Genomic DNA, 13,492 nt, shown 5'->3' with positions numbered 1-13,492 from the left:
GATGAACGCAAAATCCCTTGAAACCCGCGTCGTTATTGGCTTTTCGGCTTGCGTGGGTAGGGGGGCGCTGGTATAAAAGTGCGACTCACGCGCCCGCTCGATGAGCGGGCGACGTGTTTGCAGGATCTTACGGCCGCCGCCACTGCGATGGCGACGACCCATCCAATCTATTCCGCGGATTGCCGCATAGGGAGTTATTACATAATGAACAAGACCGAATTGATCGACGGCGTTGCCGCTGCTGCTGACCTCTCCAAGGCCGAAGCCGGCCGTGCGGTCGATGCCGTCGTCGCCGAGATCACCAAGGCGCTGAAGAAGGGCGATGCCGTGACGCTGGTGGGTTTCGGTACCTTCCAGGTCCGCGAGCGCGCCGAGCGCACCGGTCGCAACCCGAAGACCGGCGACACCATCAAGATCGCCGCTTCGAAAAATCCTGCCTTCAAGGCTGGTAAAGCCCTGAAGGACGCTGTAAACTAAGCGGCTCACCGGGGGTGCTTAGCTCAGTGGTAGAGCGTCTCCCTTACAAGGAGAGGGTCGGGGGTTCGAAACCCTCAGCACCCACCACGTAAAAGCACCGTCGAGCAGTATTGAAAGTGGAGCGGTAGTTCAGCTGGTTAGAATGCTGGCCTGTCACGCCGGAGGTCGCGGGTTCGAGTCCCGTCCGCTCCGCCAGTTTCAAGAAGGCCCCTGAGCGATCGGGGGCCTTGCTTTCTCTCCACCTTCCGGGGGGGGGCTGGAGGCGAACAATCAAGTGCGGAGCGGTAGTTCAGCTGGTTAGAATGCTGGCCTGTCACGCCGGAGGTCGCGGGTTCGAGTCCCGTCCGCTCCGCCAGTTCCACCCGCCACTGCATGCAGTGGCACCCCGGTCGCGATGTCGGCCGGTAGCAGGTTGCAATATGCGGAGCGGTAGTTCAGCTGGTTAGAATGCTGGCCTGTCACGCCGGAGGTCGCGGGTTCGAGTCCCGTCCGCTCCGCCATTGATTCGAAGCCCCGGGCAGAAGCCCGGGGCTTTTTTTTGGCCCTGCCAGGCCGGGGCCGCGCTCATGGCGTCGACGCCGCGCAGTGCCGCGGGCTTGGGCCGCGGCAGCGCACGGCGCGCCGGTTGGGAGTCAGGCGGGAAGCGGGTTACACTGCCCGGCTCGCCAATCAGGCCTTGATTTTCCCATGCTGCAGAAACTCCGCGACAAGACCTCGGGCTGGATCGTGACCGTGATCCTGGGGCTGCTGATGATTCCGTTCCTGTTCGTGATCGACAACAGCTATCTGGGCGGTGTCGGTGCGCAGAACGTCGCCAAGGTATCGGCACCGCCGTCGTGGTGGCGCTCGGCACCGTCGTGGTGGCCGATGTCGTTCCTGTGGAACCACCATGAGATCAGCGTCGAGGATTTCCGCACGCGCTTCGAGCAGGCGCGCATGGAGGCCCGCCAGCAGCAGGGTGACAACTTCGATCCGCGCGAGTTCGAGACCACCGAGAACAAGCTGGCCGTGCTCGACCAGCTGATCGACGAGCAGGTGGTGCGGCTGGCCGCCGAAGACGCGCGGATCGTCATCGGCGACGAGGCGGTGCGCAATTACATCGCCGCGATCCCGCAGTTCCAGCGCGACGGCAAGTTCGACCCCGAGCAGTACCGCCTGGTGCTGGCGCAGAGCCAGCCGCCGCGCACCCCGGCGATGTTCGACCAGGTAGTGCGTACCAGCCTGCAGCAGTCGATCATCCCGACCGCGCTGGCGCAGTCGGGCTTCGCCACCAAGGGCGAGAGCGAGCGCCTGCTGAAGCTGCTGGGCGAGACGCGCGACGTGGAGTTCGCCATGCTGCCCGCGCCGGAGGCCGACACCGCGGCGGTGGACGACGCGCAGATCAAGCAGTGGTACGAAACCCACACCCGCGACTTCATGCAGCCCGAGAGCGTGTCCATCGAGTACGTCGAGCTGGACGCCGCGCGCATGCCGGCCGCCACGCCCGCGGACGAGGCGGCCCTGCGCCGCCGCTATGAGGAAGAGAAGGCCCGCTTCGTCAAGCCGGAGCAGCGCCTGGCCTCGCACATCCTGATCAGCGCCGGCAGCGACGCCGCCGCGCAGAAGGCCGCCGAAGCCAAGGCCGCCAAGCTGGCCGCCGAGGCCAAGCAGCCGGGCGCCGACTTCGCCGCGCTGGCCAAGGCCAACTCGGACGATCCGGGTTCCAAGGCCGAAGGCGGCGACCTGGGCTGGGTCGAACACGGCGTGATGGTCAAGCCGTTCGAGGATGCGCTGTTCGCGATGCAGCCGGGTGAGATCAGTGGCCCGGTGAAGACCGAGTTTGGTTACCACGTGCTGAAGCTGCGCGAGGTCAAGGGCGGCGAAGGACGTCCGTTCGAGGAAGTGCGCGACCAGCTGGCGGCCGAACAGCTGCAGGCCGATACCGAGCGCGCGTTCAACGAACTCGGTGGGCGCCTGGTGGACCTGGTCTACAAGAACCCGACCGTGCTTGAGTCGGCAGCCAAGGAAGTGGGCCTGCCGGTGCAGACCCTGGGCCCGTTCACCCGCGCCACCGCCAGCGGCATCGCCGCCAACCCGGCGGTGCTGCGCGCGGCCTTCTCCGACGCGCTGAAGGAGGACGGCACGGTCAGCGACCCGATCGAACTGGGGCCGAACCACAACGTGATGATCCGCGTGACCGCACATACGCCCGAGCAGGCCATCCCGCTGGCGCAGGCGCGCGAGAAGGTGATCGCCGCGGTGCGCGCGCACCGTACCGAGGAAGCGGCGAAGAAGGCGGCCGATGCGCTGCTGGCCAAGCTGCAGGCGGGGCAGACGCTGCAGGCGCTGGCCGAGGGCGAGAAGCTGCAGTTGCTGCCGATGCCTGGCCTGCCGCGCTCGGCGCCGATGCCGACGGCTGCCGCCAACCGGGCGGTGTTCAGCGTGGTGCCGCCGTCCGAGGGCAAGCCCAGCTACGGCAAGGTGGAGCTGGACGACGGGCGTTATGCGGTCTTCGCGGTGACCAAGGTCACCCCGGGCGACCTCAAGGAAGTGCCGGAGCCGCAGCTGGCGATGCTGAAGCAGCAGCTGAGCCAGATCGACGGCGCGGCGGCGGCCAAGGCGTTCGTCGATGGCCTGCGCAAGCGCTTCAAGGTGCAGGTGCAGGAATCCCAGCTCTGACCCGGAGCGCGCGGGGCGCGGCTGACAACGCCCCGCGGATCCGCTGAAACAGAAAGCCCGGCGTAGCGCCGGGCTTTCTCGTTTCTGTCATTGGCGAGGACGGCAGCGTGTCAGCGGGTTTCCTCGAAGCGCAGCACCATCCCGGGCTTGAGGATCGCATTGGCGTCCAGGTTGTTGCGCGAAAGCAGGGTCTTGACCGGGATGCCGTACCGCCGCGCGATCGTCCAGGCCGATTCACCGCTGCGGACCGTGTGCCGGCGTCCCGCGGCGGCGGTGCCCGCGCTGGCCACGGCGGTGCTGGCGACATCGACGCTGGCCGGTGCCGGCAACGCCGCCGGTGGCAGGAGAGCTGCCGCGAGCTGGCTTTCGCTGCCCAGGACCATGTCCGGCAGCGCCGGTGCCAGCACCCGGGTGCCGGCACGCTTGCCGGTGACCGCCGGGTTGAGCCGGGCCACGCGCGCCGGGTCCAGCGCATTGCGGGCCGACCAGTCGGCCAGGCTGGTGCCGGCGGGCAGCGCGTGCCCGCGCAGCACCGGTACCGGACGGTCCAGGGCTGCCATCAGCTCCGGCTCCTTTTCCGCCTGCTCCAGCACGCAGGCCAGGGCATGCAGCTTCTCGACATAGGCGTGGGTGATCGGCGACAGGCCCGGCAGTTCGGCCGGCCGCGCGTTCTGCGCGTTCATGCCGCCGCGGCGCAGCGCCTGCAGGATGCGGTACTCGCCTGCGTTGTACGCCATCACGGCCAACTGCCAGTCGCCGCCGAACATGCCGTAGAGGGTTTTCAGGTAGCGCACCGCGGCGCGGGTCGAATCCACCGCCGACAGCCGGCCGTCATAGCCGCTTTCCATGGGGACCCGGTGGTTGCGCGCGGTGGTGGCGATGAACTGCCACAGGCCGGCGGGGCCGCTGGCGTTGCGCGCGCCCGGCCGGTAACCGCTTTCCACGAAGGGGATCAGCGCGAACTCGGTGGGCAGGCCGGCCGCGCGCAGCTCATCCACCACGTAGCCGAACAGGGGCAGGGCATCGTCCTCGACGTTGCCCAGGCGCGATGGCGCGTGTGCGAACTGCTTGCGCCAGCGCGGGCTGGTGGCGTCCGCGTCGCATTGCGACATCGCCAGGCCCTCGCGGAAGCTGGCGAATATCTGGTGGCCATTGCGGGTGAGCGGCGCCGGCAGTGCGGCCGGGTCGGCCGGCAAGGCCGCCAGCGAGGCGATGTTCTGGGTCAGGCCGGCGGTGGCCGGCAGCGACTGCGCGCCGGCGGTGACGCCGGCACCCGCGCCGAGCAGCAGCCCCAGCGCCAGGGACAGGCCGTGCCGCCTCACGCGCGGAAACCGTCTTTCCAGCGCCGTAATTCGGCGAACACTTCCACTTCGTCCAGCGGCGCGCGGCCCAGCCGCGCGGCGATGGCCTGGCGCACGGGTTCGGCATGCGTGCGCAGGAAGGGGTTGCATTCCAGTTCGCTGGCCAGCAGCGAGGGAACGGTGGGGCGGGAGCGGCTGCGCATGTCCATGGCTTCCTGTTGGCGGCGGTGCAATGCCGCGTTGGTGGGATCGACATGCCGCGCGAACACGGCATTGCCCAGCGTGTACTCATGCCCGCAGCAGACCCGCGTCTGCGCCGGCAGTGCCGCCAGCCGCCGTAGCGAGGCCAGCATCTGGGCGGGCGTACCTTCGAACATGCGTCCACAGCCGAGGCTGAACAACGTGTCGCCACAGAACAGGTGTCCGTGGCCATGGAAGGCGATATGGCTCCGGGTGTGGCCGGGTACGGACAGCACCGAGAACGCGAAACCGGCAGATTCTACCCGGTCGCCATCGCCGACGCGTTCACATTCCAGGGGGATGCGTTCATCTTCGGGGGCGAAGACCGGCAGGTCCGGCCAGTGTTGCCGCAGTTCCGCCACGCCGCCGATATGGTCGTCATGGTGGTGGGTAAGCAGCACGGCGGCTGGCCGCAGGCCCCGGTCGGCCGCCTCCAGGACCGGCCGCGCCTGGCCCGGATCGACGACCAGCGTGCTGCCGTCAGGCGCCTGCAGCGCCCAGATGTAGTTGTCCTGGAATGCAGGCAGGGCGGTCAGTCGCATAGAATTGGACCATGCCTGCCGCCCCGTTCCCCCGTCAAGCTGCAGTCTCGGCCTGGTTTGAGAAGGCTGGAGCGGCGGCGATGCGGGCCGCCGAACAGCGCCACCTGCTCGAGCAGGTCAGCGGGTTTCCCGCGCAGCCGTGGCTGTGGCTGGCGCCCTGTGCGACCTGGCTGCCGGCGGAGGCGCCGATCGGGCGCGGGGTGCGCCTGCACCGGACCGCCGATGGGCACGGCTGGCGCGGCGATGTGTCCTGCGCCCTGCCGTTGCCGCTGCCCTCCGAAGCGGTCAACGCGATCATCCTGCAGCATGTGGCCGCGGTGGACCTGGAGCCGCTGTTGGCCGAATGCGCGCGGGTGCTGATGCCCGGCGGCCGGCTGTGGATGACCCTGCTCAACCGCTACAGCCCCTACCGCGCCCGCTGGCAATGGCAGGGCGCCCGCCCGCCGTCGGCCACGCGTTGCCAGTCGCGGCTGCGGCGCGAGGGGCTGCGGATCCGCTCGGTGCGCCATTTCGGGCCGCTGTGGAACGAGGCCGGGCCGGCCGCCGGCAAGGCGTTGCCGGCGTTGCGGGCGGTCTGCGTGCTGGAATTCGAGAAGCGTGTGGCGGCCTTCATCGGCCCCGAAGCCGCCCGCCCGGTGGGCTGGGGCGGGCCGGTGGCGACCTGACGCTTCATACAACGGAAAGACATGAAATCAATCGAGATACATACCGACGGTGCCTGCCTCGGCAATCCGGGCCCGGGTGGCTGGGCGGCGCTGCTGCGTTACAAGGCGCATGAGCGCGAGCTGTCCGGTGGCGAGGCCCATACCACCAACAACCGGATGGAGCTGATGGCCGCCATCGCCGGGCTGGAGGCGCTCACCGAGCCGTGCGCCATCATGCTGCAGACCGATTCGCAGTACGTGCGCCAGGGCATCACCGAATGGATGCCGGGCTGGGTGCGGCGGCACTGGAAGACCGCCGGCGGCGACCCGGTGAAGAACCGCGACCTGTGGGAACGCCTGCACGCGGCCACCCAGCGCCACCAGATCGAATGGCGCTGGGTGAAGGGCCACAATGGCGATCCAGACAACGAACGCGTGGACCAGCTGGCCCGCGATGCCGCAATCCGCGTGCGCGACGGCGCCGCAAGCAACTGAGGTGGGCCATGCGCCAGATCGTCCTTGATACCGAAACCACCGGACTGGAGTGGAAGAAGGGCAACCGCGTGGTCGAGATCGGCTGCGTGGAACTGCTCGAGCGCCGGCCCAGCGGCAACAATTTCCATCGTTACCTCAAGCCCGACTGCGAGTTCGAGGCCGGCGCCCAGGAAGTCACCGGCCTGAGCCTGGAGTTCCTGGCCGACAAGCCGCGCTTCGAGGAGGTCGTGGACGAGTTCCTGGCCTATGTCGACGGCGCCGAGCTGATCATCCACAACGCCGCCTTCGACATGGGCTTCCTCGAGAACGAGATGGCGTTGCTGGGCAGGGGGCCGCTTGCCGAGCGGGTGACGGTCACCGATACGCTGGCGATGGCGCGCGAGCGCTTCCCCGGCCAGCGCAACTCGCTCGACGCGTTATGCAAGCGCCTGGGCGTGGACAATTCGCACCGGCACCTGCATGGCGGCCTGCTCGATGCGCAGATCCTGGCCGACGTCTACATCGCATTGACCTCGGGGCAGGAGGAGATCGGCTTCGGCCTGCCCGAGTCCGAGGTCCGCGGCGCGACGGGCATGCTGCAGGCCTTCGATGCCACGGCGCTGCTGCCGCGTCCGGTGGTGGTGGCCACGGCCTCCGAGCTCCAGGCACACCAGGCGCGCCTGGAGCGCCTGCGCAAGAAGGCCGGGCATGCCTGGTGGGACGGCGCCAGGCCGGAGCAAGCGGCCGGCGCGTAACGCGGGGCGACGACGCCCGCGCGCCGGCGGGCGCTGCTCAGTGGCAGCGGACCAGCAGTGCGGTGATGTTGTCCGAACCGCCGCCGTCCAGCGCCGCGGCCACCAGCGTGTCCACGCATTCCTGGGCGCTGCAGTCGGCCTGCGCCAGGGCCTGCGCCAGGCTGCGGTCGTCCACTTCCTCGGTCAGGCCGTCACTGCACAGCAGCAGTTGCATGCCCGGGCGCAGTTCGCCGGTCATGGTGGCGACGTTGAGGTGGGCCGGATCGGTCACGCCCAGTGCCTGGGTGACCACGTTGCGGTGCGGGTGGGCGCGGGCCTGCTCGACGGTCAGCGAGCCCTGGGCGATCAGTTCCTGCACGTAGCTGTGGTCCTGGCTCAGCTGGGCCAGCTTGCCGTCCCGCCACAGGTAGGCGCGGCTGTCGCCCACCCAGGCGACCTCGAAGCGGTGGCCCTGCACCCGCGCGGCGACCACGGTGGTGCCCATGGGCAGGCTGTCGTTGCGCCGGCGCGAGGCGCGGATGATCTCCTCGTCGGCGATGCGGATCGCCTGCGGCAGCGGGGTGCCGCCGCGTACCTCGCGCACGATGGCCTCGCGCGCCAGCGCGCTGGCGACTTCGCCGCAGGCATGGCCGCCCATGCCGTCGGCGACCAGCCACAACCCCAGTTCGCCGTCACCGTAATAGGTGTCCTCGTTGAGCTGGCGGCGCAGGCCGACGTGGCTGAGGTGTCCGAATTCGATCATGGGCGCCCGCGGCGGGCCGTTTCCAGCGGAGAGGCTTTTCATCATCGCGTCCGCACCGGTACACGGCAAGAGCCGCCCGCGCGCGGGCCGGGCAGTGGATACCGCGGCGGCGGGGCCCCGGCGGGCAGCGTCACCCGCACATGATGAAAAAACAGCTTGTCCGCGCTGCCAAGGCCTCGTATCATTCGCAGCCCGGTACGCCGGGAACCACCGGGAAGGTGGCAGAGTGGTTGAATGTACCTGACTCGAAATCAGGCATACGTTAATAGCGTATCGGGGGTTCGAATCCCCCCCTTCCCGCCAGATCTGGAAACGGCCCCCGACGGGGCCGTTTTCGTTTCCGGCCGCCAGCGCGGCACCACGCGCGGCGGCGCCGGCCGCTACACTGCTTCCTCCGCTTCCCCGGTATCCGTCATGTCCGAAATCCTGGTGCCCGTCTCCTTCGGCGAACTGCTCGACAAGATCTCGATCCTGCAGATCAAATCCGAGCGCATGAGCGATGCGGGCAAACTGGCGAACGTGCGCAACGAACTGGCCGCGCTGGAGCGCACCTGGAGCGCGCACCCGGCGGCGAGCCGCGATATCGAGGGCCTGCGCGCCGAACTGAAGGCGGTCAACGAGCGGCTGTGGGACATCGAGGACGACATCCGGCTCAAGGACAAGGCGCAGGCGTTCGACGCGGGGTTCGTCGATCTGGCGCGCAGCGTGTACTTCCAGAACGACGAGCGCGCGCGGATCAAGAAGGCGATCAACCTGGCCCTGGGTTCGGGGTACGTGGAAGAGAAGTCCTACGCGGACTACCGCGCGCGCTGAGCCTGCGCGCCGCGGCGGGCCTCAGCCCGCGTGGTCGGCGACGTAGCGCTCGAACGCGGCGATGGCATCGTCCACGGTGACCAGGTCCATGACCCCGTCGAACTCGATCTTCGTGCCCCATTTCAGGTCGGCGGCGGGCCTGCGCAGGAAGCGCCGCGCCGCATCGTCGTAGCGGTCCACGCAGTAGCGCCGGTCCGAGTACGGGCCGCTGCGCGCCGGGTTGCTGGCCGCATGCAGGCCCAGCACCTTGGTGCCGACCGCGTTGGCGATGTGCATGGGGCCCGAATCCGGCGTCACCAGCAGCCTGGCGCGGGCCAGCAGCGCCGGCAGCTGCTTGAGGGTGTCGCGGCCGACCAGATCCAGCGCCGGCGCGCGCATCGCCGCCAGGATCGCGTCGGCGGTGTGCCGTTCCAGCTCGCTGCGGCCGCCGCACAGCACCACCCGCCAGCCGCGCGCGGCGGCATGGTCGGCAAGCGCCGCGTAACGGTCGGCATGCCAGTTGCGTCGCACATGGCTGGAGCAGGGCGAGATCATCAGCACCGGGCGGCCGTCGTCATCCCACTGCGCGCGCGCCCAGTCGTGGGCGTCGGCGGGCGTGGCCAGGTCCCAGCTCACCGCGGTCTGCTTCAGCCCCAGCGGCTCGCAGAAGCTGCCGATCGCATCCAGCACGTGGATGCCGGGGCGGTCGGGAATGCGTTCGTTGATGAACAGCCCGTGCAGGTCCTTGGAGCGCGCGCGGTCGTAGCCGATGCGGCGCCGGGCGGGGATGAAGGCCGACAGCACGTTGGCGCGGAAGGCGACCTGCATCTGCAGCAGCGCGGCGAAACCGGTGGCGGGCAGCTCGCGCCGCAGCGCGCGCATGCCGGCCAGCCCGGATTTCTTGTCGTAGACATGGAACGCCACGCCGCGCAGGCCCTCCAGCAACCGGTGTCCGGCCTTGTCGATCACCCAGTGCAGTTCCACCCCCGGCCGGGCCTGCTGCAGCGTCCTTACCAGCGGGACCACGTGGGTCACGTCCCCGAGCGCGGACAGCCGCAGGAGACACAGGGGGGAGGACGCTGGAGGCATGGTGTTGTTAGACTCGCGGTGAATGGTCGCTTTCGACGCCACTGAAGCGCTGACGCCTTGCCGCGAAGGCCGCGGCTATGGTGCCATTCTGTTCGACCGCCAACACCTGCGGCAAGCCGAAACCAGCTTGTTTTCGCCTGCGCACTGGGGTGGGCGGGCGCGCCCGGTAGGCGAGGGCGGGCGGGGTGGGGCATGGTTCGTGGACGCCGCGTTCGGCCACTGCGTGCTGCGCCACTACCTGCGCGGCGGCGTCGCCGCCCGGCTCAGCCGCGATCGTTACCTGTGGCAGGGCGCCGACCGTACCCGCAGCTTTTCCGAATTCCGCCTGATGCGGAAGCTGATCGCGCTGAAACTGCCGGTGCCGCGGCCGCTGGCGGCGTTCTACATGCGCCAGGGCGCCAGCTATCGCGCGGCGATCCTGATGGAGCGGCTCGATGGCGTGCGCTCGCTGGCCGACCGCGCGCTGGTGGCCGGGCGTGGCGCGCCCTGGGAGGAGGCCGGGCGCCTGGTCGCGCGCTTCCATCGCGCCGGGCTGGATCACGCCGACCTCAACGCGCACAACATCCTGTTCGATGCCGGCGGCCATGGCTGGCTGATCGATTTCGACCGCGGCGTGCTGCGCATTCCCGCCACGCGCTGGCGCGAGCGCAACCTCAAGCGCCTGTTGCGCTCGCTGCTCAAGCTGCGCGGCGAGCGCAGCCGCGAGGACGTGGAAAAGGACTTCGCGCGCCTGCGCCGCGCCTACGACCTGGCCTGGAACCGGGGCGTGTGATGGAGTGGTCGCTGCGCTTCCTCGGGGTCGGCAATGCCTCGGCGGTGGAACTCGGCTCGCCGATGGCGGTGATCGAGCGCGACGCCCGGCCGTGGTTGACCATCGACTGCGGCGGCGAAGGGCTGACCGCCTACCGGGCCCGCTATGGCGCGATGCCCGATGCGCTGTTCGTCACCCATGTGCACCTGGACCACGTCGCCGGCTTCGAGCGGCTGTTCGTCGATGCGTACTTCAATCCGGGGCGACGCGGGCGGGTGCGGCTGTACGTGCCGGCGCCGCTGGTGCCGCTGCTGCACCGGCGCGTCGGCGATTACCCCAACGTGCTCGCCGAAGGCGGCGCCAATTTCTGGGATGCGTTCCAGCTGGTGGTGGTCGGCGAGGCGTTCTGGCATGACGGCATGCGCCTGGAGGTGTTCCCGGTACGCCATCACTGGCCGGAGACCGCCTGGGGCCTGCGCCTGCAGGGCGCGCTGGTCTGGACCGGCGATACCCGGCCGATCCCGGAGATGCTGGCCCGCCATGCCGATGACGGCGAACTGGTCGCCCACGACTGCGGCCTGCATGGCAACCCGTCGCATACCGGCGTGGACGACCTGGAGCGCGAGTACCCGGCGGAACTGCAGGCGCGCATGGTGCTGTACCACTACGCCAGCGCGGCCGATGGCCAGGCGCTGCGCGCGCGCGGCCACCGCGTGGCCGATCCCGGCGAATGCCTGGCACTGGCCGAACCCACCGCGCCGCGGGCGCTGCCGTTCCAGGGCTGATCGCGGCAGCGGCGCCGGTCGCATCTGGAGCAGCGGTCATCTGGCGTCGTAGGGCTGTACGCGGCGGGCGGCGCGTGCCCAAGCCGTGACCAGGCGTGGTGGGTGCATGGGCCCGGAAAAGGTGGCGGCCCCGCCGGCTGACCTCGGCGCCCGCGTCGATCGATACCGTTGCTGCCTTCCGGCCCTGGCGGGATTTTCGACCTAGCGTCGCGAGGGGCCGACGGGGCCACCATAGACGCGGGCCGCGCATCGCGCGGCCCGGGTTCACTGTTCCGGATCAAGACCGGACGCATGAATCTGGCGGAGAGAGGGGGAGGTTCTAGACTCAAACCTAACCCCTTGTTCTCGCTGGCAAAGCACAAATCCAATTGTGCCCTGTTGTGTGCCACGCCATTTTAGCAGGCAAACGGCGCCCGGAGAAAGTCCGCTAGTGAGCCGCTGACTTGGAAAGCAGGTTCATGACCAGGACGCCGGCAAGGATGAGGCTGATACCGAGTGCTCCCCACCCATCAATTTTCTGACCAAAGGCTACCCAGCCAACGACGGCAATAAGCGCAATGCCGAGGCCGGCCCACACGGCATAGGCCATGCTGATGGGAACACTCCGCAAGGCCAATGACAAGAAGTAGAAGGAAGCACCGTAGGCAACGATGGAAACGAGCGATGGTCCCAGTTTGCTAAAGCCATTAGAGGCCTTGAGGCCGCTTGTTCCAACGACTTCACTAACGATGGCTATCGCCAAAAACAGCCAACCCTTCATTGAGCACCTCCGCGCTATGTAGAGAGGGATCCTATACTTATTTAAGTGATTGAAAAATATTGAAAAATTTATAGATTTCTGTGCAACGGATGATTAGGTGACGAGCGACTTAGCGCTTTGGCCGTAGCCCCCTTGCCAAGGGCCCCACGGGCTTGGACATGGCCGCCCGTGGCGTCGGCGGTGCCGACGCTGCGGCAGGACGGGGCGCAGCCCCCATCGCTGCTTTTGCGGCCCGCGCAGCGCGGGCCGCTGCTTTGGCGGCGAACGTCACTGGGACCGAACGCACTTTGTCCGACGCCACCGCACGCAGCTTCCGACCGCCCCGCGCGTGCGATCGCTTGCCATAGAAAGCCAGTGACGCAGTGCTAGCGTGACCCATCGCGGCTGCCGCTTCTTCTGCTGTCCGCTGGCCGGTTGCCACCTGCTCTTTCAGCTCGCTGGCGACTTGGTGACGGAAGCTGTAGCAGCTCATGCCCGCACCGGACAAAGCGCGGTTCAAGCTCCGCACGTCCGCTTCCGTCGTCGTCAGCGTCCATCGGCCGCCTTTCGCTTCCACTTGTGCCGCCAGCACCGCCGTGGCTCCCGTATCCGCCGGGAACTGCAGAACGCGGTCATGGTGCCCCCGGTTCCCGCCGTCCCATTTTGCCCCCAGCAGCGTGGCCCGGAGTAATCTCCGCCCGCCCTTGCTGCGCAAGGCTTCCAGACGCACGCCGTTGCGCAGCTCCGCTGGGCGGCAGCCTGTCAGCGCCAACACTACCAAGCGTTCCGCATGCCGCTGCTGGACGCGCTCTTGCTGCTCCAGCAGCAAGCCGGCGGCCATGTCCGGCGCGGGCGCGTGCGTCGAGCGTTTGGACTTGGACGGGCCACGTTCGGCTTTGGGCTTGTCCTTCCACGTCAGGCGGTCGGGCTGGAGGAACATTTCGTCCAGCACCGCCGCCAGCCGAAATGCGCGCTCCGTGCGGCGCTGGGCGCTGGCGAGGTCGCTGCGCTTTATCGCCCGCTCACTCGCCGCCCGCCACTCCCGCACGTCCTCAGCCATACAGAACCGGCAGGCCGTGCGGAGGAAGTCGTAGTGGGCGCGCGTGCTGGCCGCCTCCAGCGCTGTAAGGCCGGAGGCACGCAAGTTGTCGTAGGCCCGCCGATACTTGGCCGCCGTGGCCGTGCCGACCTCGCGCTGGGCGCACTCGGCCAGCACGTCGCGCGTCTGCTGGTCCGCGTGGAGGGTCCACGGCTTGCCATCGCGTTGCGCTGCCAGCCGTGCCGACCGTTCCCGCTGGCCCAACGCCACGCGGTGCGTCTGCGCCCAGGCGTCGGCCACGGCCGCCGGCTTGGGCTTCGCCGCACCGGTCGCACGGCTCCCGCCGTGCTCCGCTCCGCGTGCTCCCGCACGCTTCGCCGTCCCTGCGCTCTCGCTCCGGGCCGTCGCATCTCCGCTCCCGCTCCGATGCGTGGGGGCTGCGCCCCCGTGGGCCAGTGGCTTAC

At 69.0% G+C, this 13,492-nt stretch carries 14 protein-coding genes, 5 tRNA genes and 1 other RNA gene; 13 read left to right on the top strand and 7 right to left on the bottom strand.

Translation table 11 applies throughout. From position 1 onward, the window contains the following. Positions 1 to 204: 204 nt before the first annotated feature. The 6 genes from AC06E6_RS14725 (at position 205) to AC06E6_RS14700 (ending at position 3,135) form a co-directional block, all read left to right on the top strand. Positions 205 to 477 carry an HU family DNA-binding protein gene (locus AC06E6_RS14725; RefSeq protein WP_054663508.1) on the top strand — a complete coding sequence of 91 codons (273 nt, stop codon included), beginning with the start codon at positions 205 to 207 and terminating at the stop codon, positions 475 to 477. A 12-nt stretch (positions 478 to 489) separates the two neighbouring features. Continuing rightward, positions 490 to 564, top strand: a tRNA-Val gene (locus tag AC06E6_RS14720). A 31-nt stretch (positions 565 to 595) separates the two neighbouring features. Further along, positions 596 to 672, top strand: a tRNA-Asp gene (locus AC06E6_RS14715). Between the two features lie 83 nt (positions 673 to 755). Further along, positions 756 to 832, top strand: a tRNA-Asp gene (locus tag AC06E6_RS14710). Positions 833 to 900: 68 nt separating this feature from the next. Next, positions 901 to 977 (top strand) — tRNA-Asp (locus AC06E6_RS14705). Positions 978 to 1,164: 187 nt separating this feature from the next. Next, a complete protein-coding gene (locus AC06E6_RS14700; protein WP_240211738.1) occupies positions 1,165 to 3,135 on the top strand; it encodes a peptidyl-prolyl cis-trans isomerase in 1,971 nt (656 codons plus the stop codon). Positions 3,136 to 3,245: 110 nt separating this feature from the next. Here the strand turns inward: AC06E6_RS14700 and AC06E6_RS14695 are convergent, their stop codons facing one another. Together AC06E6_RS14695 and gloB are read right to left on the bottom strand one after the other, a co-directional pair. Then, positions 3,246 to 4,457 (bottom strand): lytic transglycosylase domain-containing protein, encoded by a 1,212-nt coding sequence (locus tag AC06E6_RS14695; RefSeq protein WP_240211737.1) that lies wholly within the window; start codon positions 4,455 to 4,457, stop codon positions 3,246 to 3,248. Then, positions 4,454 to 5,218, bottom strand: a complete 765-nt coding sequence (gene gloB / locus AC06E6_RS14690; RefSeq protein ID WP_240211736.1) for a hydroxyacylglutathione hydrolase — start codon at positions 5,216 to 5,218, stop codon at positions 4,454 to 4,456. The genes AC06E6_RS14695 and gloB overlap by 4 nt, the downstream gene beginning before the upstream one ends. A gap of 80 nt (positions 5,219 to 5,298) precedes the next feature. Between gloB and AC06E6_RS14685 the strand changes: the two genes are divergently transcribed. Genes AC06E6_RS14685 through dnaQ form a run of 3 tightly spaced genes read left to right on the top strand, consistent with a single transcriptional unit; the run spans position 5,299 to position 7,091 of the window. After that, entirely contained in the window at positions 5,299 to 5,883 is a 585-nt protein-coding gene (locus AC06E6_RS14685) for a class I SAM-dependent methyltransferase (RefSeq protein WP_240211735.1), read from the top strand. 21 nt (positions 5,884 to 5,904) lie between these two features. Beyond that, a complete protein-coding gene (gene rnhA, locus AC06E6_RS14680; RefSeq protein WP_104938193.1) occupies positions 5,905 to 6,357 on the top strand; it encodes a ribonuclease HI in 453 nt (150 codons plus the stop codon). An 8-nt stretch (positions 6,358 to 6,365) separates the two neighbouring features. Further along, a complete protein-coding gene (gene dnaQ / locus AC06E6_RS14675) occupies positions 6,366 to 7,091 on the top strand; it encodes a DNA polymerase III subunit epsilon (RefSeq protein ID WP_240211734.1) in 726 nt (241 codons plus the stop codon). Between the two features lie 37 nt (positions 7,092 to 7,128). Here dnaQ and AC06E6_RS14670 read toward each other — a convergent pair whose 3' ends face one another. After that, positions 7,129 to 7,833, bottom strand: a complete 705-nt coding sequence (locus AC06E6_RS14670) for a PP2C family protein-serine/threonine phosphatase (protein WP_104938195.1) — start codon at positions 7,831 to 7,833, stop codon at positions 7,129 to 7,131. Positions 7,834 to 8,045: 212 nt separating this feature from the next. On the opposite strand from AC06E6_RS14670, the gene AC06E6_RS14665 reads away from it, so the two are divergent. Continuing rightward, positions 8,046 to 8,136 (top strand) — tRNA-Ser (locus AC06E6_RS14665). A 111-nt stretch (positions 8,137 to 8,247) separates the two neighbouring features. Further along, a complete protein-coding gene (locus AC06E6_RS14660) occupies positions 8,248 to 8,646 on the top strand; it encodes a DUF6165 family protein (protein ID WP_161614832.1) in 399 nt (132 codons plus the stop codon). A gap of 21 nt (positions 8,647 to 8,667) precedes the next feature. On the opposite strand, the gene AC06E6_RS14655 is transcribed toward AC06E6_RS14660, so the two are convergent. Further along, complete coding sequence (locus tag AC06E6_RS14655; protein WP_240211733.1) at positions 8,668 to 9,714, bottom strand: glycosyltransferase family 9 protein; 1,047 nt, start codon at positions 9,712 to 9,714, stop codon at positions 8,668 to 8,670. Positions 9,715 to 9,736: 22 nt separating this feature from the next. Here AC06E6_RS14655 and AC06E6_RS14650 point away from each other — a divergent pair, with 22 nt between their 5' ends. Next, positions 9,737 to 10,486 carry a 3-deoxy-D-manno-octulosonic acid kinase gene (locus AC06E6_RS14650; RefSeq protein ID WP_240211732.1) on the top strand — a complete coding sequence of 250 codons (750 nt, stop codon included), beginning with the start codon at positions 9,737 to 9,739 and terminating at the stop codon, positions 10,484 to 10,486. After that, complete coding sequence (locus tag AC06E6_RS14645) at positions 10,486 to 11,250, top strand: MBL fold metallo-hydrolase (protein WP_104938198.1); 765 nt, start codon at positions 10,486 to 10,488, stop codon at positions 11,248 to 11,250. The genes AC06E6_RS14650 and AC06E6_RS14645 overlap by 1 nt, the downstream gene beginning before the upstream one ends. Positions 11,251 to 11,377: 127 nt before the next feature. On the opposite strand, the gene ffs is transcribed toward AC06E6_RS14645, so the two are convergent. The 3 genes from ffs to AC06E6_RS14630 all read right to left on the bottom strand — a co-directional run bounded on the left by ffs (position 11,378) and on the right by AC06E6_RS14630 (position 13,328). After that, positions 11,378 to 11,474: signal recognition particle sRNA small type (gene ffs, locus AC06E6_RS14640), an RNA gene on the bottom strand. 203 nt (positions 11,475 to 11,677) lie between these two features. Then, positions 11,678 to 12,010, bottom strand: coding sequence for a DMT family transporter (locus tag AC06E6_RS14635; RefSeq protein ID WP_296251552.1), 333 nt, complete (start codon positions 12,008 to 12,010; stop codon positions 11,678 to 11,680). Positions 12,011 to 12,119: 109 nt separating this feature from the next. Then, positions 12,120 to 13,328 carry a hypothetical protein gene (locus tag AC06E6_RS14630; RefSeq protein ID WP_478061832.1) on the bottom strand — a complete coding sequence of 403 codons (1,209 nt, stop codon included), beginning with the start codon at positions 13,326 to 13,328 and terminating at the stop codon, positions 12,120 to 12,122. Positions 13,329 to 13,492 lie beyond the last annotated feature (164 nt).

The organism is Stenotrophomonas sp. Steno-Z10-HUANG, from assembly GCF_056393075.1.
This window is presented reverse-complemented; position numbering and strand designations above follow the sequence as displayed.

Bases quoted from the DNA above. Each gene is read 5' to 3' on its own strand.
- AC06E6_RS14725 (WP_054663508.1), top strand. From the start codon at position 205: ATGAACAAGACCGAATTGATCGACGGCGTTGCCGCTGCTGCTGACCTC.
- AC06E6_RS14700 (WP_240211738.1), top strand. From the start codon at position 1,165: ATGCTGCAGAAACTCCGCGACAAGACCTCGGGCTGGATCGTGACCGTG.
- gloB (WP_240211736.1), bottom strand. From the start codon at position 5,218: ATGCGACTGACCGCCCTGCCTGCATTCCAGGACAACTACATCTGGGCG.
- AC06E6_RS14685 (WP_240211735.1), top strand. From the start codon at position 5,299: ATGCGGGCCGCCGAACAGCGCCACCTGCTCGAGCAGGTCAGCGGGTTT.
- rnhA (WP_104938193.1), top strand. From the start codon at position 5,905: ATGAAATCAATCGAGATACATACCGACGGTGCCTGCCTCGGCAATCCG.
- dnaQ (WP_240211734.1), top strand. From the start codon at position 6,366: ATGCGCCAGATCGTCCTTGATACCGAAACCACCGGACTGGAGTGGAAG.
- AC06E6_RS14670 (WP_104938195.1), bottom strand. From the start codon at position 7,833: ATGATCGAATTCGGACACCTCAGCCACGTCGGCCTGCGCCGCCAGCTC.
- AC06E6_RS14660 (WP_161614832.1), top strand. From the start codon at position 8,248: ATGTCCGAAATCCTGGTGCCCGTCTCCTTCGGCGAACTGCTCGACAAG.
- AC06E6_RS14655 (WP_240211733.1), bottom strand. From the start codon at position 9,714: ATGCCTCCAGCGTCCTCCCCCCTGTGTCTCCTGCGGCTGTCCGCGCTC.
- AC06E6_RS14650 (WP_240211732.1), top strand. From the start codon at position 9,737: ATGGTCGCTTTCGACGCCACTGAAGCGCTGACGCCTTGCCGCGAAGGC.
- AC06E6_RS14645 (WP_104938198.1), top strand. From the start codon at position 10,486: ATGGAGTGGTCGCTGCGCTTCCTCGGGGTCGGCAATGCCTCGGCGGTG.
- AC06E6_RS14635 (WP_296251552.1), bottom strand. From the start codon at position 12,010: ATGAAGGGTTGGCTGTTTTTGGCGATAGCCATCGTTAGTGAAGTCGTT.